Annotated in this window: 18 protein-coding genes; 7 read left to right on the top strand and 11 right to left on the bottom strand. The window is 66.3% G+C overall.

The window, feature by feature from the left end; all coding sequences use genetic code 11:
* Positions 1–2: 2 nt before the first annotated feature.
* Both QM612_RS08635 and lptD read right to left on the bottom strand, forming a co-directional pair.
* Positions 3–1,424: a peptidylprolyl isomerase gene (locus QM612_RS08635; protein WP_415253494.1), complete on the bottom strand. Its 1,422-nt coding sequence runs from the start codon at positions 1,422–1,424 to the stop codon at positions 3–5.
* Positions 1,421–3,730 (bottom strand): LPS-assembly protein LptD, encoded by a 2,310-nt coding sequence (lptD, locus tag QM612_RS08630; RefSeq protein ID WP_415253493.1) that lies wholly within the window; start codon positions 3,728–3,730, stop codon positions 1,421–1,423. Before lptD ends, QM612_RS08635 begins: the two co-directional genes overlap by 4 nt.
* 136 nt (positions 3,731–3,866) lie before the next feature.
* On the opposite strand from lptD, the gene msrB reads away from it, so the two are divergent.
* A complete protein-coding gene (gene msrB, locus QM612_RS08625) occupies positions 3,867–4,271 on the top strand; it encodes a peptide-methionine (R)-S-oxide reductase MsrB (protein ID WP_415253492.1) in 405 nt (134 codons plus the stop codon).
* Positions 4,272–4,278: 7 nt separating this feature from the next.
* Here msrB and QM612_RS08620 read toward each other — a convergent pair whose 3' ends face one another.
* The 3 genes from QM612_RS08620 to QM612_RS08610 all read right to left on the bottom strand — a co-directional run bounded on the left by QM612_RS08620 (position 4,279) and on the right by QM612_RS08610 (position 6,508).
* Positions 4,279–5,190 carry a histone deacetylase family protein gene (locus QM612_RS08620; RefSeq protein ID WP_415253491.1) on the bottom strand — a complete coding sequence of 304 codons (912 nt, stop codon included), beginning with the start codon at positions 5,188–5,190 and terminating at the stop codon, positions 4,279–4,281.
* Between the two features lie 118 nt (positions 5,191–5,308).
* Complete coding sequence (locus QM612_RS08615; RefSeq protein ID WP_415253490.1) at positions 5,309–5,857, bottom strand: cob(I)yrinic acid a,c-diamide adenosyltransferase; 549 nt, start codon at positions 5,855–5,857, stop codon at positions 5,309–5,311.
* A 63-nt stretch (positions 5,858–5,920) separates the two neighbouring features.
* Positions 5,921–6,508 (bottom strand): DUF6580 family putative transport protein, encoded by a 588-nt coding sequence (locus tag QM612_RS08610; protein WP_415253489.1) that lies wholly within the window; start codon positions 6,506–6,508, stop codon positions 5,921–5,923.
* Between the two features lie 46 nt (positions 6,509–6,554).
* On the opposite strand from QM612_RS08610, the gene ubiH reads away from it, so the two are divergent.
* Positions 6,555–7,784, top strand: a complete 1,230-nt coding sequence (gene ubiH / locus QM612_RS08605) for a 2-octaprenyl-6-methoxyphenyl hydroxylase (RefSeq protein ID WP_415253488.1) — start codon at positions 6,555–6,557, stop codon at positions 7,782–7,784.
* A complete protein-coding gene (locus QM612_RS08600; RefSeq protein WP_415253487.1) occupies positions 7,781–8,983 on the top strand; it encodes an FAD-dependent oxidoreductase in 1,203 nt (400 codons plus the stop codon). Before ubiH ends, QM612_RS08600 begins: the two co-directional genes overlap by 4 nt.
* 100 nt (positions 8,984–9,083) lie before the next feature.
* Here QM612_RS08600 and rlmM read toward each other — a convergent pair whose 3' ends face one another.
* From rlmM to QM612_RS08585, 3 genes are all read right to left on the bottom strand, one after another.
* A complete protein-coding gene (gene rlmM, locus QM612_RS08595; RefSeq protein WP_415253486.1) occupies positions 9,084–10,133 on the bottom strand; it encodes a 23S rRNA (cytidine(2498)-2'-O)-methyltransferase RlmM in 1,050 nt (349 codons plus the stop codon).
* Positions 10,134–10,248: 115 nt separating this feature from the next.
* The gene (locus QM612_RS08590) at positions 10,249–10,824 is read right to left on the bottom strand and encodes a nucleoside deaminase (RefSeq protein ID WP_415253485.1); all 576 of its coding nucleotides are present in this window, start codon (positions 10,822–10,824) and stop codon (positions 10,249–10,251) included.
* Positions 10,824–12,566 carry a glutamine--tRNA ligase/YqeY domain fusion protein gene (locus tag QM612_RS08585; RefSeq protein ID WP_415253484.1) on the bottom strand — a complete coding sequence of 581 codons (1,743 nt, stop codon included), beginning with the start codon at positions 12,564–12,566 and terminating at the stop codon, positions 10,824–10,826. Before QM612_RS08585 ends, QM612_RS08590 begins: the two co-directional genes overlap by 1 nt.
* A gap of 110 nt (positions 12,567–12,676) precedes the next feature.
* Here QM612_RS08585 and QM612_RS08580 point away from each other — a divergent pair, with 110 nt between their 5' ends.
* The 3 genes from QM612_RS08580 to msrA are packed head-to-tail and all read left to right on the top strand — an operon-like array spanning position 12,677 to position 15,700.
* Positions 12,677–12,832, top strand: a complete 156-nt coding sequence (locus tag QM612_RS08580) for a hypothetical protein (protein ID WP_415253483.1) — start codon at positions 12,677–12,679, stop codon at positions 12,830–12,832.
* 44 nt (positions 12,833–12,876) lie between these two features.
* Positions 12,877–15,027 (top strand): diguanylate cyclase, encoded by a 2,151-nt coding sequence (locus QM612_RS08575; protein ID WP_415253482.1) that lies wholly within the window; start codon positions 12,877–12,879, stop codon positions 15,025–15,027.
* 16 nt (positions 15,028–15,043) lie between these two features.
* The gene (msrA, locus tag QM612_RS08570) at positions 15,044–15,700 is read left to right on the top strand and encodes a peptide-methionine (S)-S-oxide reductase MsrA (RefSeq protein WP_415253481.1); all 657 of its coding nucleotides are present in this window, start codon (positions 15,044–15,046) and stop codon (positions 15,698–15,700) included.
* A gap of 93 nt (positions 15,701–15,793) precedes the next feature.
* Here msrA and oxyR read toward each other — a convergent pair whose 3' ends face one another.
* From oxyR to ahpC, 3 genes are all read right to left on the bottom strand, one after another.
* The gene (oxyR, locus tag QM612_RS08565; protein ID WP_415253480.1) at positions 15,794–16,693 is read right to left on the bottom strand and encodes a DNA-binding transcriptional regulator OxyR; all 900 of its coding nucleotides are present in this window, start codon (positions 16,691–16,693) and stop codon (positions 15,794–15,796) included.
* 3 nt (positions 16,694–16,696) lie between these two features.
* Positions 16,697–18,280 (bottom strand): alkyl hydroperoxide reductase subunit F, encoded by a 1,584-nt coding sequence (ahpF, locus tag QM612_RS08560; RefSeq protein ID WP_415253479.1) that lies wholly within the window; start codon positions 18,278–18,280, stop codon positions 16,697–16,699.
* 123 nt (positions 18,281–18,403) lie between these two features.
* Positions 18,404–18,967 (bottom strand): alkyl hydroperoxide reductase subunit C, encoded by a 564-nt coding sequence (gene ahpC, locus QM612_RS08555; RefSeq protein WP_415253478.1) that lies wholly within the window; start codon positions 18,965–18,967, stop codon positions 18,404–18,406.
* Between the two features lie 186 nt (positions 18,968–19,153).
* On the opposite strand from ahpC, the gene prmC reads away from it, so the two are divergent.
* Positions 19,154–19,987: a peptide chain release factor N(5)-glutamine methyltransferase gene (prmC, locus tag QM612_RS08550; protein WP_415253477.1), complete on the top strand. Its 834-nt coding sequence runs from the start codon at positions 19,154–19,156 to the stop codon at positions 19,985–19,987.
* Positions 19,988–20,089: the final 102 nt, after the last annotated feature.

Below are 20,089 nucleotides of genomic sequence, written 5' to 3'. Positions count from 1 at the left end.
GGTCAGAAGCCGGCGGCGCGGGTTCCTTCGGGATGCGCGTCCACCGGGGTCACCTTGTGCTGCTCCTTCGGTGTTTCCGGCAGTTCCGGCCGGGTGGACTTGCCCTGCGCGTCGCGCACATCGACATAGGCTTCACCGCGCATCTCGCGAAGGAAGCGATCCCATTCCTCTTCCAGCTTGCGGCGGCCAATCGTTTCGCGGATCCGCGCGCGCAGCTGCTCGTTGCCGGCAGTCACCTGGCGGCTGCCGACGCGCTGCAGGATCACCCAGCCGGCATCGGTCTTGAACGGGGCCGAGGTTTCGCCATCGGACAAGGAGGCGACCTGCACGCCGTAGTCGGTGCCGTAACGGTCGGCAACAAACCAGCCCAGGTCACCGCCACGGCGGCGGGTGCCGGCATCGTCAGAGGACTCGGTCGCCAGCTTGGCGAAATCGGCACCACCGGCAAGCCGCGCGGCCAGGGTGTCGGCCTTGGCCTTGGCGGCGGCGTCATCGGTCTTGTCGTCGATCTTGATGAGGATCTGGCGGGCGGAGTACTGGGTCACCTGCTCACCGCCACCCGCCGCCTGGGTGCGGCTGTCCACCAGTTGCAGCAGCTGGAAGCCGCTGGGGCCGCGCACCGGGCCCAGGATCTGGCCCTTCTGCATCTGCTGGATGGCGTTGGCGAAGGCCGGCGGGATTTCGTTCAGGGCGCGCCAGCCCAGATCGCCGCCTTCCAGTGCGTTGGGGCTGTCCGAGTAGCGCACGGCGGCGGTGGCGAAGTCCATCTCGCCACGGTCGATCAGGCCTTTCACGCCCGCGATCTTCTTCTCGGCGGTGGCGATCTGCTCGGGGCTGGCACCGTCCGGCGTGCCGACCAGAATGTGGGCAAGGCGGTATTGCTGGCTGGCGGTGGCGGTCGCCGAGGCCATGGCGGCATCGACCTCGCCCTCGCTCACGTTGATCCGGCCCTGCGCGAAGCTCTGACGCAGCTTCTGGGTGATGATTTCGTCGCGCAGGTTGTTGCGGAACTCGTTGATCGACATGCCATCCTGCGCGAGGCGCGCGGCCAGCTGTTCGACGGTCATGCCGTTCTGCTCGGCCACGCCCTGCACGGCCTGCGCCACGTCCTGATCGCTGGCGGTGATGCCGGCATCGGTAGCGCGCGCGATCTGCAGGCGCAGCAGCACCAGCCGCTCCAGCACCTGTCGCTCCAGGACATCGGTCGGCGGCAACTGGGTCTGGCTGCCGGCGTACTGGGCGCGGATGTTGGCAACGGCGCGGTCCAGCTCGCTGCGCAGGATCACGTCCTCGTTCACCACGGCGGCGATCCGGTCCACCGGCTGGGTGGCGGTCTGTGCCTGTACGCCGCTGGCGAGCAGCAGGCCGGACAGAACGGTGGCGATCAGGGTGCGGGGGAGGCGCAGGCGGGAAATTGGGGTCATGGGGTCGTGTCGGTGGCGGCGGTGTCGGGCGGTTGGGACTGGCCCGTGGCGGTCTGCGGCGGCACCAGATACAGGTCGTCCCGATTGTAGCCGAGGATCGAACGCCGCAAGGTGCGTCTGGTGTCCTGACCAGCGGAGCCAAGGCCCTTCAGTTCGATCTCGAACAGGATGGCGTTGTCCAGGTCACCGGCCCGATTGTGCACGTAGCGGCGGCCCACAAGCCGAACCGCAACACAACAGCTGTCCCACTGCACGCCGGCCAGGGTTTCCAGCGTGCGGTCGTCGTGCAGCGAGTAGTACTGGCGACCCACCACGCTCCAGCTGGGCGTGACCGGGTACAGGAAGGACAGGTCGATCTGCTCCAGTTGCGACCGGCGGTAGCGATAGGCGAGGTTGAACACGCCGTCGTCCGGCAGCAGGTAGCGGGCGCGGGCGCTGGCCAGGTCGGTGCGCTTGAACTTGGGATCCCACTGGTAGGAAGCGCCGAAGCTCCAGCGGTCGGTGGGTGCGTAATTGGTATCAACCACCCAGGCCGAGCGGCTTTTCTCGGTGATCGGCTCGTCGGGCAGGCGCACCCGCGAATCCTCGAAATAGCGGATCTGGCCGAGGCTGGCGGAGAACCGCTCGCGCCCGTCGGACTGGCGGATCATGCGGGTGCTGACCGCCAGCGTGAGCTGGTTGGCATCGGCCTGGCGGTCTGCGCCGGAATAGCGGTTGCTGCGGAACAGCTGGCCCCAGCTGAAGGTCAGCGGCTGGGTATCGAACACCGGCATGTCGGCCTGATCGGCATAGGGCACGTTCAGGTAGAACAGGCGCGGCTCGATGGTCTGCAGGTAGTCGTGGCCCTTGACCTGTGTATTGCGTTCGAAGAACAGCCCGGCATCCACGCTGAAGACCGACTGCCCGCGCGAGGGCGAATTGCCGGCCAGCGTCTGCCCCAGCGCGCGATCCAGCGCATAGGTGGTGTAGCGATAGCCCAGCTGCGGGCGCAGGAACCAGGCATCGCCTTCCAGCGGCACCGCCAGCCACGGGTACAGGTCAAGCCGGCTGCCGCCGGCGATGGCCTGGTCCGGGTGCTGGAAGCGCACGGCCTCGGCATTGATGCCGCCGCGCAGCGGGCCAGCCAGTTTCGACTCCCAATTTGCATACGCGCGCGGCAGGCGGTTGTAGGGCAGCACCGCATCGGTCAGGGTGTAGTCGGCCAGTTGCCAGTGGTCGGCGGTGATGCCGGCAGTCCAGCCGCTGCCACGTCCATACACGCCCAGCGCGCTGTACGAGGTCGCCTGCGACAGGCCATCGATGCTGCTGCTGAAATCCTCGTAATAGCGCGGGTCGCTGATCCAGTTCAGGTCGGCGCGTGCCTGCCAGTGCGGGCCAAGATTCTGCACGCCATCGAAATGCAGCAATGAGCGCTCACGGTCGCGCAGCTTGTCGTCCGGCATCCAGGCCACGTCCAGCGTGCCCTTGCCGCCTTCGACCAGGTAGCGGAACTGCCCGCCAAGCTGCACGCCGCGCTCGCTCATCAGGCGCGGGTTGAGGGTGGCGTCGTAGTTGGGCGCGAGGTTCAGGTAGATCGGCTGGCGGTAGTCGAAGCCATTGCGCCCGGAATTGGAAATCGACGGCATCAACAGGCCGGTGCGGCGGCGGTCATCGGTGGGGAACATGAACCACGGCATGTACAGCACCGGCACCTTGCCCACCTTCAGCGTTGCCCCGCGTGCCACCGCCATGCCGGTGTCGGTATTGATCTCGATGCTGCTGGCGCGCAGCTCCCAATGGCGATCCTGCGGCGTGCAGGTGGAATAGGTGGCGCCGTGCAGCGCGCCGATGCTGCCGTTCAGGGTCACGCGGTCTGCGCCGCCGTTGCCGCGCCGCGACAGCAGCTGGTAGTCGAGGTCGTGGATGGTGTGGGATTCGTCGCCCTGGTTGCCTTCCGCACGCGCCGCGCGCATGCGCAGGCCACCGCCCTGATAGCGGATGCTGCCCTCGGCGGTATAGCGCTCCTGCTCCTGATCGAAGGTGATCTGGTCCGCGCCCATGAACTGATCCCCACGGCGCATGGTCACGTTGCCCTGGAAGATCGGGTTGGCCTCGGTGCCGGACAGCACATCGCCCTCGATGTCGGTGGGCTGGCTGGTGTTGTCGATGTTCACGCCTTCCGGCGCGGCCTGCGCCTCGGCGAAGGGCGGGATCACGTCGCCGATCGGGCACAGACGCCAGTTCGGCGGGTCGTCATCGCCGGCTTGCGCCTGCAACGACAGCGCGATCATCAGCGGCAGGGGAAGCAGGCGCAGGATTGGGCGCACGGGCGATCCAGGGCGGGAAAAACGGGCGGTTAGCTTGCCGGAACCGGCCTGAAGCGGCAAACAGCGCCGCGTTTCACGCCCGCTGCGCAGGGTATGGTCCACCCTGCGCATCGGCGCAAGAAGGAGCCTTTCACCCATGGCCGGCCACGATCTGCCCAGCACCGACGCGCAATGGCGCGCACGCCTCGACCCGCAGCAGTACGCGGTCTGCCGTTGCTCGGCCACCGAGCCTCCGTTCACCGGCAAGTACTGGGATCACAAGGAAGCAGGCACCTACGCCTGCGTGGCCTGCGGCGCTGCGCTGTTCGCATCGGCCGACAAATACGACTCCGGCAGCGGCTGGCCCAGCTACGTGCGCCCGCTGCAAGCGGGCGTGATTGCCGAGCATGCCGACGACAGCCACGGCATGCAGCGCGTCGAAGTGCGCTGCGCACGCTGCGACTCGCACCTCGGGCATGTGTTCCCGGACGGCCCGCCGCCCACGGGTTTGCGCTACTGCATCAATTCGGCGGCGCTGGCCTTCCAGCCGGAACCGGCCTGAACGTGCTTCAGCCGCCCAGTGCGGCGACGTGCGCCACGCTGCATTCGGCCAGTGCGTCCAGGTCGTAGCCGCCTTCCAGCGTGGACACGATGCGCCCGCCGCAGTGGCGGTTTGCAAGCTGCACAAGTTCGCGGGTGATCCAGTCGAAGTCCTCCGCCTGCAGGCGCAACTGCGCCAGCGGGTCGCGCCAGTGTGCGTCGAAGCCGGCGGACACCAGCAGCAGTTGCGGGCGGAAATCGTCCATTGCCGGCAGCAGCAGTTCCTCCCACGCGCGGCGGAAGCGCAGACCCTCGGCGTCTGCCGGCAGCAGCGCGTTGCGGATGTTGCCAACGCCGGTTTCGTGTCGCGCGCCGGTCTCCGGGTACAGCGGCCACTGATGCGAGCTGGCGTAGAACACGCGGGCATCGCGTTCGAAGATCGCCTGCGTGCCGTTGCCGTGGTGAACGTCGAAATCGGCGATGGCGACCCGCTCCAGCCCATGCTTGTCAATCGCATGGCGCGCCGCCACCGCCACGTTGTTGAACAGGCAAAAGCCCATCGCGATGTCGGCAGTAGCGTGGTGGCCGGGCGGGCGCACCGCGCAGAACGCGCGCGGGATATGCCCGGCGATGACGGCATCGACGGCGGCAACGCCCGCGCCTGCGGCATGCAGCGCAGCCTGCGCCGAACCGGGCGAAAGCACGGTATCCGGGTCGAGCCGCACCAGTTCCGGTGAGCGGGTTTCCAGCACCGCATCCAGCAGTTCCGGCGCATGCACGCGCAGCAACTGGCCGCGTGTCGCGCGCGGGGCGTCATGCCATTCCAGTGCGGGCAGTGCCTTGCGCAGCGCATCGGTGACCGCGCTCAGGCGCTCGGGACGCTCGGGGTGTCCTGCGCCGGTGTCGTGATCCAGACAGGCTGAGTGAGTGTAAATCCGCATCGCTTCGATTGACTCCGAAGATGCCATCCATGGCGCAGCAGTATGGACTGCGGATACCCCGGCCCGGCCATCCATGGCCGGTCGCTCGGCAACGCAGCCGATGCCGATAGGGCATCGGCTAGCGGCGTTGCTTCGCCCAGAGGACTTCGCCATGCCCGCTGGCGCGGGCCAGCACGCGCGCCAGCACGAACAGCAGGTCGGACAGGCGGTTGAGGTAGCGCACCGCCTGCGGGCGCACGTCCTCCACCCGCGAAAGCGCCACCGTCTCGCGCTCGGCGCGGCGCACCACGGTACGGGCGATGTGGCAGCGTGCCGCCGCTTCGCCGCCGCCGGGCAGGATGAAATCCTTCAGCGGCGGCAGGTCGTCGTTGTAGTGGTCGAGCCGCGCTTCCAGCGCATCGATGTCGGCATCGAAAATCGCCGCATGGCCGGGGATGCACAGCTCGCCGCCCAGATCGAACAACTGGTGCTGGATGCGGGTCAGCAGTTCGCGGATGTCGTCCGGCAGATCGCTTGCCAGCAGCAGGCCGATGCAGGAATTGGCTTCATCCACCGTGCCATACGCCGCGACTCGCGCCGAATCCTTGCCGGTGCGCGAACCGTCGCCCAGCCCGGTGCTGCCGTCATCGCCGGTGCGGGTGTAGATCTTCGAAAGACGATTGCCCATGTCTTTTCTGCTTTTCCTTCTCCCCGCATGCGGGGAGAAGGTGCCGAAGGCGGATGAGGGGCGTCAGACCGTCTGCGCGTGCAGCGCCGGGTTGTACCGGCGCAGCAGTTCAAAGCCGCCGAACAGCAGCGCCGCGTAGAACAGCGTGCCCAGCACCGTCCACTGGAAGAACGGGATGCCGGCGACGTAGCACGCCAGCAGGCCAGCGTTGCAGGCCGGATAGCCCGGGATCACCAGCGCACTGACCCATACCATGAAGTTGGTGACTACGAAGAACAGCAGGGAACCTGCCAGCGAGTAGCCCAGCACGCGACCGCCCGTGACCATGCCGCGCAGGCCAAAGCCGAGCAGCGTGGACAGCAGCACGCAGGCATAGATGGCGACCAGGCTGGGCAGATAGGCCAGGCTGGTGACGTATTCCAGATAGGTCGAACCCTTGGTCGCGGCCAGCGCGATGTCGGATACCAGCATGGCCAGCAATGGCACGGCGATGGCCATGCGCCGGTTGGCGAAATACGCGCCACCGAACAGCGCGATGGCCTCGATCGGCGAGAAGTTCGGCGGATGCGGAATGATGCGGGTCAGCGCCGCGACGAAGATCAGCGCGGCAAGCGTGAGCGGGCCGGCGGCGAGCGATGCAGGACGATTCATGGCTGTGTGATTTCGATGCAATCAGCGAAGCCGGTAGCATAGCGCAATGGTCACAGGCGCCCCCAGCGGAACTCCCATTCACGATGTGCTGATCGTGGGTGGCGGGCTGGTGGGTGCCAGCCTTGCCATCTCGCTGGACGCACTGGCGCTGGACGTTGGCATGGTCGAGGCCACGCCGGCCGGCGCGTTGCCCGCGGTCTTCGACCAGCGCAATCTCAGTTTCGCCGAGGCCACCGTCAACGCGCTGGACGCACTTGGCGTGTTGCCGCTGCTGCGCGCGCCGGCCGGGCCGATCCGGCGCATCCACATCAGCCGTGCCGGTGATTTCGGGCGGGTGAAGCTGGACGCCGCCGCGCATGGTCGCGAGGCGTTCGGGCGGGTGGTGGTGGCGCGTGATTTCGGCGAGGCGCTGGAGGCGCGGCTGCTGCAATTGAAGCACCTGACTCGCTATCGTCCTGCGCGCTTCATCGGCTTGGGTGATGCCGATGCAGCACACCGCATCATTCGCATCGCGGATGACAACGGCGAACGGCAGATCGGCGCAAGGCTTGTCGTCGCCGCCGACGGCAGCCGCAGCGCGGTGCGCGACGCACTCGGCATCAATGCACATGAACACGATTACGCGCAGACCCTGTTCGTCACCCGCCTGCGTACGCAGCGCGCGCCCGACGGCACTGCGTATGAACGCCTGACCGATCACGGCCCGACTGCGCTGCTGCCGCGCGGCGATGGGCATTACGGACTGGTGCATGGCGTGCCGCGCGACGAAGCGGACGCCGTGGCTGCGCTCGATGACGATGCCTTCCTCGCCCGCGTGCAGCACGCTTTCGGTTGGCGCGCCGGGCGCTTCCTCGCGGTCGGCCCGCGCAGCGCCTATCCCATCGTCGGCTGCATGGCCGATGCGCTGACGGCATCGCGCGGCGTGGTGGTCGGCAATGCCGCGCAGTCGCTGCATCCGCTCGGCGCGCAGGGCTTCAACCTCGGCCTGCGCGATGCGCTGACCCTGGCCGAATGTATTGAAGCTGCAAGCGATCCGGGCGATGCCGCGATGCTCGCGCGCTATGCCGCGCGCCGCAGCGATGACCGCAGCCGCACGCTGGCGTTTTCGGATGGCTTGGCGAAGCTCACATCGAACGATGCACCGCTGCTGCGCCCGCTGCGCAGCGCCGGATTGGTGGCGGGCGATGCAATGGGCTGGTTGCAGGGCTGGCTGGTTGGCGGCGCGATGGGGTATCGCGGCGATGTGCCGGCGTTGTGTCGAAAGGCGGCGGCATGAATCGGCGCGGGATGCTGGATGCAGTCATCGCCGGCGGCGGCGTGGTCGGCGCGGCCACTGCGCTGATGCTGGCGCGCGAAGGCCTGCAAGTCGCCCTGGTGGAACCGAAGCGGCCCGCACCGTGGCGGCGCGAGACGCGCGACCTGCGCGTGTATGCCTTCGCCCCGGACAACGCCGCGCTGCTCGGCGATCTTGGCGTGTGGCCGCAGGTCGCGACAGCGCGGGTGCAGCCGTATCGCGGCATGCGCGTCTGGGATGCGGCAGGCGGCGATCCGCTGGTGTTCGATGCCGATGCACTGGGCCAGCCGCAGCTTGGCTGGATCGTGGAAAACGGCCTGCTGGTCGATGCGCTGTGGCAGGCGCTGCCGGCGGCGGGCGTGCGCCTGCATTGCCCTGCCGGCATCGAAACGCTGGAGCAGGACGAAGGCGGCGTGCGTGTTGGGCTGGACGATGGCGTGATGCTCGATGCAAAGCTCGCCATCGCCGCCGATGGCGGGCAGTCGGCGCTACGCCAGCTTGCCGGCATCGAAACCAGCGCACATGACTATGGGCAGCGCGGGCTGGTTGCCTTCGTCGCCAGCGAAGCGCCGCATCGCGACACCTGCTGGCAGCGCTTCCTGCCGACCGGCCCGGTTGCACTGCTGCCATGCAATGCCGATGGCGATGCAGCCTTGCGCGGGCGGCTGGGTTCCATCGTGTGGACACTGCCGGATGCCGAGGCGACGCGCTTGCTTGCGGTCGATGACGATGTGTTCGGGCGCGAACTGGCGCAGGCCTTCGGCGGCGAGCTTGGCTGCTTCACGCTGCAATCGCCGCGTGCCGCATTCCCGCTGAGCAGGCAATTGGCGAAGAGTCACGTCGCTGGTCGCGTGCTGCTGCTGGGCGATGCCGCTCACGTCGTGCATCCGCTGGCCGGGCAGGGCGTGAACCTTGGCCTGCGCGATGTTTCCGCGCTTCAAGCGATGCTGCGCGATGCGAAGGCGAAGGGCGGCGATATCGCATCACCTTCGCGGCTGGCGCGCTGGGCGCGCACGCGACGCAGCGAAAACGCGGTGAACGCGCATGCCTTCGAAGCGATCAACCGCGCCTACAGCAATGACGCCTTGCTGCCCACGCTGCTGCGCGGGCATGCGCTGGGCATTGCCGGGAAAGTGCCGCCGCTGGCGCGTGCGTTGTGGCGGCATGCGGCGGGCGTTTGATGTTTTCCTTCTCCCGCTGGCGGGAGAAGGTGCCGAAGGCGGATGAGGGTGGATGAATGGCCGAGCATGTGTCGCGCAGGTTGGTGGGGTGAACCCCACCCTATGGTCGGGGTGCTGTCACGAACACCGTGATCTCTTCGCGGTCGTGATAAAGCTGCTTCGCCCGGATAGTCAGTGGCCTTTGCGCCTGCTGCGCAAACAGATCAAGGCAGAGCCGCGTTTCCTGCCAGCGCTTCTTCATCGGCAGTTTCAGGTTGAAGATCGCGTGGCGGCACCAGCCCTCGCGCAGCCATGTCGCCATGCGCTCGGCCACGCGGCGCGGCTGTTCCACCATGTCGCAGACCATCCAGTCCAGCGGCTGCTGCGGCTGCCAACTGAAACCATCGGCGCGCAGGTGTTCGACAAGGCCGGTATCCAGAACATGCTGGCGCAGCGGGCCGTTGTCGATGGCCTGCACGCGCAGGCCGTGGCGGGTCAGTACCCAGGTCCAGCCGCCGGGTGCCGCGCCGAGGTCGGCGGCGCGCATGCCATCGCGCAGCAGTGATGCACGCTCTCGTTCTGTAAGCAGCACCAACAGCGCTTCTTCCAGCTTCAGTGCAGAGCGTGAGGGTGCATCCGCATGCATGCGCAGGCGCGGGATGCCGAGCGGCCATGGCGCGCTGTCAGTGGGCTGGCTGATGGCGAGGAAAGCGTGGTCACCTGTGACGAAGCAGACATGCAGGCGCGGCAAGCGTTCATCGTCCTGCGCGGCGAGCAAGCCCGCCTTGCGCAGTGCCGGACGCAATGCATTGCCAAGACTGCGAGCAAGCCCGGCCAGCGGTTTGCCGGCGTCGGAATCCGGATGCTCCATCACCAATTCGCCGAACATCGGCTGGCCGTGCAACGCTTCAATCATCGGCGCGATGCGGTCTTTCGGATCAAGCCCCTGCAATTCCGCGATCAGCCGCAGCTTCTGCCGCGCAAAGATCAGCGAGGAAAATGGCAGCGCGCGCGAAAGCGCATCTGCCTCGTCGCAAACGAACACCACGAAACCGCTGTCGCGCTGCGTACGTGCATAGCCCGCAAAACCTGCTTCGGCGGCGCGCTCGGTCAGCTCCGCCGCGAGTTCCGGTTCGAAGCCCTGCCTGCAATAACCGAGTAAACCCGACATCGTCATCATTGCCTTGCAGGACAGGCGTTACACGGTTTCGTAGATGCGGAGCTTGCTCCGCATGGCGTCACGCAAAGCGCAGCAAGCTGCGCTTCTACAGGGCTGGCAGAGGCCGTCAATAGTTCGGCCCGCCTTGTTCGCCATAGGCCTTCAGCACCGCGCAGGCGGCATCGCGCTCGACATCGCGGATGACTTCAATGCCGCGCTTGTGCAATTCGCCAATCCAGTCCGCCGGCAGCGGGCCTTCGTCGAACTCGGTCAATGCCTCCACGTCAGCCGCGCGTGCGCCGATCAGCAGGCGGTCGATGCCGGCCCACACCGTTGCGCCGTAGCACTGGCAGCAGGGCTGGGAGGAGGTGGCAAGCGTGATCGGGCCGATGGCGTTGTCGTTGGCATCGCGGTTCAGGCGCAGGCGCTGGGTGCGGCCCTGCGCCAGCATGTAGGCCATCATTTCCGCGTGCGCCACGCTGCATGCATGCGGCACCACGCGGTTCACGCCCACCGCGATGATGCGGTCGTCCGGGCCGAACACCGCCGCGCCGAACGGGCCGCCGGAGTTCGCTTCGACATTCAACTTCGACAGTTCGATGGCAAGCGCCACCTTGTCCGCATCGGATGGATAGGCGCGCGCCGGATCGACCGCGTCGTGTACCCATGCGGGCAGGGTGAGATGCACCTGCGCGTACAACATCACTTGCCTGCCCAGGTGTCGCGCAGGGTCACGCTGCGGTTGAATACGGGCTTGTCGGCGCGGTGGTCGTAGCGGTCAGCGACGAAGTAACCAAGGCGCTCAAACTGATAGCCCTGCTCCGGCGCGGCCTGTGCGGCGGCAGGTTCAACAAAGCCGGTGACGACGCGGCGCGACTCGGGGTTGAGGTAGTCGCGATAGGTCTTGCCGCCTTCGTCGGTGTCCGGATTGGGGACGATGAACAGGCGGTCGTACAGGCGGATTTCCGCCGCGACGGCATGCTTCGCGCTGACCCAGTGGATGGTGCCCTTCACCTTGCGGTTCGCGCCCTCCATGCCGGGGCGGGATTCGGGATCAAGCGTGCAGCGCAGTTCGATGATATTGCCTGCGCCGTCCTTCACCACTTCATCGCAACGGACGATGCCGGCACCGCGCAGGCGCACGTCACCACCCACGGTCAGGCGCTTGAAGCCGGGCGGCGGTACTTCGGCGAAGTCCTCGCGCTCGATCCACAGCTCGCGCGAGAACGGGATGCCGCGCTCGCCCTGCGCCGCGTCCTTCGGATGGTTGGCGAAGGTCAATGTTTCATCAAACGCCGCATCGAGATTGGTCAGCACCACTTTCAGCGGGTCGATGACGGCCATGCGACGCGGCGCGTGCGCGTCCAGATCATCGCGCAGCGCACCTTCCAGGATGCTGATGTCCAGCAGCGAGTTCTGCTTGCTGATGCCGACGCGCTCCACCATCAGGCGCAGCGCGCTGGGCGTGTAACCACGGCGGCGGATGCCCTGCAGCGTCGGCATGCGCGGATCGTCCCAGCCATCGACCAACTTGTCATCCACCATCGCCAGCAGCTTGCGCTTGCTCATCACGAGGTAATTGAAGTTCAAGCGCGAAAACTCGATCTGTCGCGGCTTGCCGGCTTCCTTCGGCAGGCCGTGGGCGAGCAGCGGTTCCAGCAGGTCGGGGTTGTTCGCCAGATCCACCTTATCGACACACCAGTCGTACAGCGGGCGGTGGTCCTCGAACTCCAGCGTACACAGCGAATGGGTGATGCCTTCGATCGCGTCGCTGAGCGAATGCGCGTAGTCGTACATCGGGTAGATCGGCCATTGGTTGCCGGTGTTCTGGTGTTCGACGTGCTTGATCCGGTACAGCGCCGGGTCGCGCAGGTTGATGTTGCCGCTGCCCATGTCGATCTTCGCGCGCAGGGTGCGCGCGCCGTCGGCGAACTCGCCCGCGCGCATGCGCCGGAACAGGTCGAGGTTTTCCTCCACGGATCGCTCGCGGTAGGGCGAATTGCGGCCCGGTTCGGTCAGCGTGCCACGGTATTCGCGCACTTCCTCGGCGGTGAGGTCGCAGACGAAGGCGTCGCCCTGCCGGATCAATTTTTCGGCAGCCAGGTACAGCACGCCGAAGTAGTCCGAGGCATGGCGCAGACTGGCCCAGTCGAAGCCCAGCCAGCGCACGTCGTCCTGGATGGCGCGCACGTACTCCGGGTCTTCCCTGGCCGGGTTGGTATCGTCCAGCCGCAGGTTGCAACTGCCGCCAAACTCCGCCGCCACCCCGAAATCCAGGCAGATCGCCTTGGCATGGCCGATGTGCAGGTAGCCGTTTGGCTCCGGCGGGAAACGGGTCTTGATGGCGGCGTGTTTGCCGGCGGCGAGGTCGTCGCGGACGATCTGGCGGATGAAATCCGTCCGGGTCGGGGCGTCGGCAGCGTTCTGTGAGGGATTGGAGGACACGGGGAAACAGGCGTTCTGGACAGCTGCCAAGTGTAGCGGAGGGTGATCCCGGACACGTTTCCAAGGATATGGCACGATTCATGCTTAAAGCCTCTCGGGGGGAGGGGTCAATGCACACCGTCTATGAAGCCGCCAATCTGATCGACGCCCAATCGGTGCCGCAGGCACTGCAGGCCGAAGGTTTGCCGGCATTCGTGCATGGCCGGGCATTGACGGGCTGCATCGACGCGGTGGACGACATCGAGGGGGCTGCATGCCCGCCTTGAAGACGCCGGCCCTGGACGGGCCAGCCCTGAAACGATTGCTCCCGATGCTTGCGGCCTTGTCCGTGCTGGTGGTGCTGGGCATGACCCTGTTGTGGCTGGTGCGCGCCGATGCACCGCTGAATGCGGAAGTGCCGGTGATCGTGCAGTCCACCCCGTTCGTGCAGGGCGAGCCGGTGCATGGACGAATCCCGATGGCGGATGTCGCAGGAGGCGCACGGGTTGCCAACTTGCGTTTCAACCTGCCGAAGGGGTTCCCGGGGCATTGGGTGCTGTGGTTGCCGCGTGACCCGGTGGAATCGCTGCGGCTGGATGGCCTGGATGCCGCCGGGCGGCCGTGGCAAGAGGAACTGCCCGGCTTCTTCACCCCGTCGAAGGGCGATGATTTCGCGCCTGCAGGCCATGTCTTCCTGCTGCCGGTCAGCAAGGTTGGCCCGCAAAGTTTCCAGCTGACCATCGGGCCCGGTGTGGATGCCGTGACCACGCCACGGGTGATGAGCGTGGACAGCGCGTTGCAGCTCACCGCGCGGCAAATGGTGTTTGCCAGTGCGTTGTATGCCGCATGGATCACCCTGCTGGTCACGTCGCTGAGCCTGTACTGGGCAGTGCGCGACGACCTGTTCCTGATGCACGCAATCCACGCGCTGACTGCACTGCTGTTTGCGGCGACCATCCAGGGGCATGTCTATGACCTGACCGGGCTTGCCGCGCTGGGTGTCCTGGGCGTGCGCTGGTTCTGGATGTCGATGGCGTTGTTCAGCGTTGCAGGCCTGTGGCTGATGCTGCGTTTCGCCGAGGTCGGCAATTCGGCATCGCGCGTGGTGCGCAGCCTGCCGAAGTTGCTGCTGCTGACGGCCGTCCCGCTGTTGCTTGCCCTGGTGCCATTGCGCGCGATACTGCCTTTGCTGCAATTCGTCACCACGCTGGCATGGGTCGCGGCAGCGCTGGCAGGCCTGGTTGCAACGGTCGATGCCGCGCGGCGCGGCATTCCGATGGCGATGGCCACGGCGGTGGCGTTGCTGGCGCTGTTCGTGAGCGCGATCGCGCAGTTGGCGATGATTCGTGGCTTGCTGGATGACAGCATGCTCACGCGCAACGGCTATCAGTTTGCACTGGTGCTGGCATCGCTGGTGATCTTCGTGGGCATGAGCAGCCGGGTTGGCGTGGTGCGCCGGAAGCTGGTTGATGAAACCACGGCGCGGCTCGAAAGCGAGGAGCGCCTGCGCCGCGAACAGGTGCGCACCAGCCTGCTGCGCAGCCTGCAGGGCGTGCTGCGCGATGCGCCAGAGGATCGCATCGCGTCGGTCGCGCTGCGCCTGCTGGGTGGCCATGCCGGGCAACTGCTGGGTACCGATGAAGGTCTGGTGGTGGCCGAGCGTTGCTGGGGGCAGGAACAATTGTTCGTGCAGGCGGTGGCACGCCCCACCGATACCGCGCGCGCGGTGCAGATGTCGCGCCCTGTGGTTCACGGCTGCGCGATGGAGCGCGCGCCAAAACAGGTCAGCCTTGCCCGCGACGGCCATGCCGACCGCTACCTTGTCGTGCCGATCCGGGTGGCATCGCCCGGCTGGGCGGCACTGGTGCTGCCCAGCCGCATCGACGTGACCGATGCCGACCGTCAGGTGCTGGCGGAAATGGCGTCGGCGGCGGTGCAGCATCTGGAGGAAGCGCGTGCCAACCTGAACCTGCGCCGTTCCGCCGAATCCGACGAACTCACCGGTTGCATGAACCGCGCCGCGCTGGATCGCAGGCTGGCTGCCGAGTTCACCGCCAGCCACGCCGGGCATCCGTTGTCACTGCTGTTCATCGACCTGGACTACTTCAAGAAGATCAACGACACCCACGGCCATGCCTGTGGCGATGAATGCCTGCGTCAGGTCGCGAAGATGCTGCAGGCCGGCCTGCGCGCCGAGGACGTACTGGGACGCTACGGTGGCGAGGAGTTCCTGATCCTGCTGCCGGGGCTGGATGCCGCTGCCGCGCGGATCGTGGGCGAGCGCCTGCGCCAGGCGGTGGAACGCGCGCCGCTGCGCTGGCAGGGTGAAACGCTGCGGCTGACGATCAGCGTTGGGCTGGGCGCGTGGCGACAGACCGACGAGAGCGCCGGGCAATTGCTGGCGCGCGCGGACAAGGCGCTATACCGGGCCAAGGACGAAGGGCGCAACCGTATCTGCGCGGCTTCGACATACGCGGACTGAAGGCGAGGGCATTCGCATGCTGGGCATCGGTGGCTGGAAGCAACGCATGGTCGATCCCGCCCGCGCATTGCCGGGTCGTGACGCGCCAATGCCGATCCACAACGTGCATCACGTGCATGGCCGGCCGATTGCCTGCGCATTCGATGGCCTGCAACTGGTGCAGTTCGGCATGGGCTGCTTCTGGGGCGCGGAGCGCAAGTTCTGGGCGCTGCCCGGCGTGTTCACCACCGCCGTTGGTTATGCCGGTGGCTACACGCCGAATCCGAGCTACGAGGAAGTCTGCTCCGGCGAAACCGGCCATGCCGAGGTCGTGCTGGTGGCATACGCCGCTGCCGATATCGCCTTCGATGCGTTGCTGAGGACATTCTGGGAAAACCACGATCCCACCCAGGGCATGCGTCAGGGCAATGACATCGGTACGCAATACCGCTCCGTTATCCATTGCAGCACGCAGGCGCAGTTCGATGCCGCCATCGCCAGCCGCGATGCCTACCAGCAGCGGTTGCGCGATGCCGGGCATGCCGCGATCACCACCGAGATCGTGTTTCCTGCGCCGACGTTCCATTACGCAGAAGACGAACACCAGCAATACCTGTCGAAGCACCCGTTTGGTTATTGTGGACTGGGCGGCACCGGCGTGGCTTGTCCTGTTGGCATCGACGCAATGCCGTAAACGCTGCGGCAAGAGCGTTGGGTGGAACGCGACGCCGCATTTCGAGCGGCGGAGCGGACGCCCGACGGTCGTGGATGCGGGCTTGGATCTGCCCTATGACAATTGCGCTCGCGCCCGCGCGCCGATGGCATCGGCCAGCGTGTGCAGGAAGCCATCCAGTGCCGAGGACTTGCGCCACACCAGCGCGATGCGGCGGCTGGGTGCCGGTTTGCGGAACGGCACCAGCTTGATGCCGGCAGGCTGCACGATGGGTTCGTGTACGGACAGCGCCGGCAGCAGGGTCACGCCCACGCCAGCGGCCACCATCTGCCGCAGGGTTTCCAGACTGGTGGCGCGGAAGCCGGCCTTTTCCTGCGCGCCGGACAGGCGGCACACGTCCAGCGCCTGATCGCGCAGGCAGTGGCCGTCTTCCAACAGCAGCAGGGTTTCGTCGGACAACTGATCCATGTCCAGCTGCTTCTTCTTCGCCAGTTCGTGGTGCTGTGGTGCAGCCAGCACGAAGGGTTCCTCGAACAGGAACTGCGCATGCAGTTGCTCATCGTGTACCGGCAGCGCCAGCAACGCGGCGTCCAGTTTGCCTTCGCGCAGGCGTTGCAGCAGTACGTCGCTTTTTTCCTCGACCAGCAGCAGCACGAGTTGCGGGAAGCGTTCGCGCAAATCCGGCACCACATGCGGCAGCAGATACGGCGCAAGGGTGGGGAACACGCCCAGCCGCAGCGTGCCGGATTCCGGATCCTTGCTGCGTCGCGCGGCTTCCTTCATCTGCTCGACTTCGGCCACGATCCGCCGCGCGCGCTGCACCATGTCCTGCCCGGCGGCAGTCAGCATCACCTTGCGCGGCGCGCGTTCGATCAGGGTGACGCCAAGCTCTTCCTCCAGCTTCCTGATCTGGGTGGACAGCGTGGGCTGGCTGACGAAGCAGGCATCCGCCGCCTTGCCGAAATGACGCAGGTCGGCCAGCGCGACCAGATAGTTGAGGTCGCGCAGGTTCATGGCTCAGGCCGCCTGTGCTTCGGCTTGCGCCGGAGCCGAATGGCGGATCAGGAAGTCGAACGCGGACAGCGCGGCGGTCGAACCCGAACCCATCGCCACCACAATCTGCTTGTACGGCTCGGTGGTGGCATCGCCCGCCGCAAACACGCCGTGCAGACTGGTATGGCCGCGGTCATCGACCACGATCTCGCCACGCGGGCTCAATTCCACCGCGCCCTTCAGCCAGTCGGTATTGGGCAGCAGGCCGATCTGCACGAACACGCCGGCCAGTTCCAGATCACTGACTTCGCCATTGGTGCGGTCGGTGAAGCGCAAGCCGGTCAGCTTGCTGCCATCGCCCACCATCTCCTGGGTCTGCGCGTTCACGTGGACGGTGGTGTTGGGCAGGCTGTGCAGCTTGCGTTGCAGCACCTCGTCGGCGCGCAGCCTGCCGTCGAACTCCAGCAAGGTGACGTGTTCAACGATGCCGGCAAGGTCGATGGCCGCTTCCACGCCGGAATTGCCGCCGCCGATCACCGCCACCTTCTTGCCCTTGAACAGCGGGCCATCGCAGTGCGGGCAGTAGGTCACGCCCTTGTTGCGATGCTCGGCCTCGCCGGGCACGCCGGTCTGCCGCCAGCGCGCGCCGGGGGACAGGATCACCGTCTTTGCCTGCAACGTTGCGCCGCTTTCCAGTTCAATGCCGACCAGCCCGCCTTCGCGCGCGGCAGGATGCAATGCGCTGGCGCGCTGCGCGGTGATGATGTCCACGCCGTAGCTGCGCACATGCGCTTCCAGCGACGCCGCCAGCTTCGGGCCTTCGGTGTACTCCACTGACGGGAAATTTTCGATCGCCATCGTGTCCAGCACCTGTCCGCCGAAACGCTCGGTGACGATGCCGGTGCGGATGCCCTTGCGCGCGGCATAGATCGCCGCCGCCGCGCCCGCCGGGCCGCCGCCGACCACCAGCACGTCATAGGGTTCGCGCTGCTTCAGTTCTTCGGCAGCGCGCGCCGCTGCGCCAGTATCCAGCTTCGCCACGATCTGTTCGATGCTCATGCGCCCGGCGTCGAACTCTTCGCCGTTCATGTAAATCGTCGGCACCGACAAAATCTGCTTCGCCTCAACTTCACTCTGGAACAGCGCGCCGTCGATGGCGATGTGGCGGATGCGCGGATTGAGCACACTCATCGCGTTCAGCGCCTGCACCGTGTCCGGGCAGCTCTGGCAATGCAGCGACATGAACGTCTCGAAGTTGTACTCACCCGGCAAGTTGCGCACCTGCGCGGCAAGTGCCTCGTCGATCTTCACCGGATGCCCGCCGACCTGCAGCAGCGCCAGCACCAGCGAGGTGAACTCGTGGCCCAGCGGAATACCGGCGAAGCCCACCTGCACATCGCTGCCGGCGCGGCGGATCAGGAACGAAGGCTTGCGCGCATCGCTGCCGACCGCGCGGGAAATCTTCGGCGACAGTGCGGCGATTTCATCCAGCAGCGTGTCGAGTTCGCGCGCGGCATCGGAATCGTCCAGCGAGGCGACAAGTTCGATCGGCTGCTGCAGTTTTTCCAGATAGGCGGCGAGCTGGGTCTTGAGATCGGCGTCCAACATGGCGTGCTCCAGATTTCGGTCAAAACAAGCCCGTCGTTCCGGCGAAAGCCGGAACCCAGTTCTTCATTTCGATGTTTCGGAAGAGCTGGATCCCGGCTTGCGCCGGGATGACAGCAGGCGCAATCAGATCTTGCCGACGAGGTCGAGCGACGGCTTGATCGTCTGCGCGCCTTCCTTCCACTTGGCCGGGCACACTTCGCCCGGGTGGCTGGCGACGAACTGCGCGGCCTTCAGCTTGCGCAGGGTCTCGGCGACGTCGCGGGCAATCGCGTTGTCGTGGATTTCCAGGGTCTTGATGGTGCCTTCCGGATCGATGATGAAGGTGCCGCGCAGGGCCAGGCCTTCCTCGTCGATATGCACGTCGAACGCGCGGGTCAGCTGGTGGGTCGGGTCGCCGACCAGCGGGAACTGCGCCTTGCCCACCGCCGGCGAGGTCTCGTGCCACACCTTGTGCGAGAAATGGGTGTCGGTGGTGACGATATAGACCTCGGCGCCGGCCTTCTGGAACTCGGCGTAGTTGGCGGCGGCGTCCTCGACTTCGGTCGGGCAGTTGAAGGTGAAGGCGGCGGGCATGAAGATCACGACCGACCACTTGCCCTTCATGCTCTCGTCGCTGACTTCGACGAACTTGCCGTTGTGGAAGGCATTGGCCTTGAACGGCTGAACCTTGGTGTTGATCAGGGACATCGGGGGGTTCCTCTGTTTGTGTTGGGGGGATGAAATGTGGGTGGAACGGGTGTTGCGATGGACGGCAAGATTAGTGGGCTTCGATTGATATTGAAAATCGATTATTGAAATGCGATTGATAGATATAGTCTATTGAAATGATGCACGGATGCCAGCCCCGCAAGCCTGCGCCGCTAACATCCACGCATGGATGCAGTCCCGACCACGATTTCAAATGCATTGGCCCGCGCGCGCCAGCGGATCGACGCCACCGATGCCGACCTGCTGCTGGCGCACGTCTTGCAGCGTCCGCGCAGCTGGCTGTTCGCGCATGCCGGTGACACGCTGGAGGCCGATGCCGCGGCCCGTTTCGATGCCCTGCTGGAGCGCCGCGCCGCTGGCGAGCCGGTGGCCTACCTGACCGGCAGCCGGGGCTTCTGGACACTGGAACTGGACGTCAACGCGGCAACCCTGATCCCGCGCCCGGAAACCGAACTGCTGGTGGAACTGGCGCTGGCGCGCTTGCCGATGGACGAACCCGCGCGCGTGGCCGACCTTGGCACCGGCAGCGGCGCGATTGCGCTTGCCATCGCCAGGGAACGCCCGAAGGCGGCAGTGATCGCCACCGATGCCAGCAAGGCCGCGCTGGCGGTGGCGGTGGGCAATGCACGGCGCAACGGCATCGACAATGTCTGGTTCCGCCGTGGCGACTGGTGCGAGGCACTCGGCAACGAACGCTTCGACCTGATCGTCAGCAACCCGCCTTACATCGCCGAGGGTGATCCGCATCTGGGCGAAGGCGATCTTCGCTTCGAACCGGCCAGCGCGCTTGCATCCGGTGCGGACGGGCTGGATGCGATCCGCCGCATCGTCCGCGCTGCGCCGCGCCATCTCGCAGCGAGCGGCTGGCTGTTGCTGGAACACGGCTGGGAGCAGGGCGATGCGGTGCGCGTGTTACTGGTCGATGCGGGGTTTGTCGAAGTCGAAACCGCGCGTGACCTTGAACAACGCGACCGCGTGACGCTGGGCTGCATCCTTTAGGGTAAGGTCTGAACAAGCCGTCATTCCGGCGAAAGCCGGCTGCTTCTGACAAACGAATGTTTGTCCAATCTAGCTCTTTGGTAAGTCATTGAAAAAGCTGGA

Source organism: Thermomonas sp. (assembly GCF_047606765.1).
Lineage (GTDB): Bacteria > Pseudomonadota > Gammaproteobacteria > Xanthomonadales > Xanthomonadaceae > Thermomonas.
This window is presented reverse-complemented; position numbering and strand designations above follow the sequence as displayed.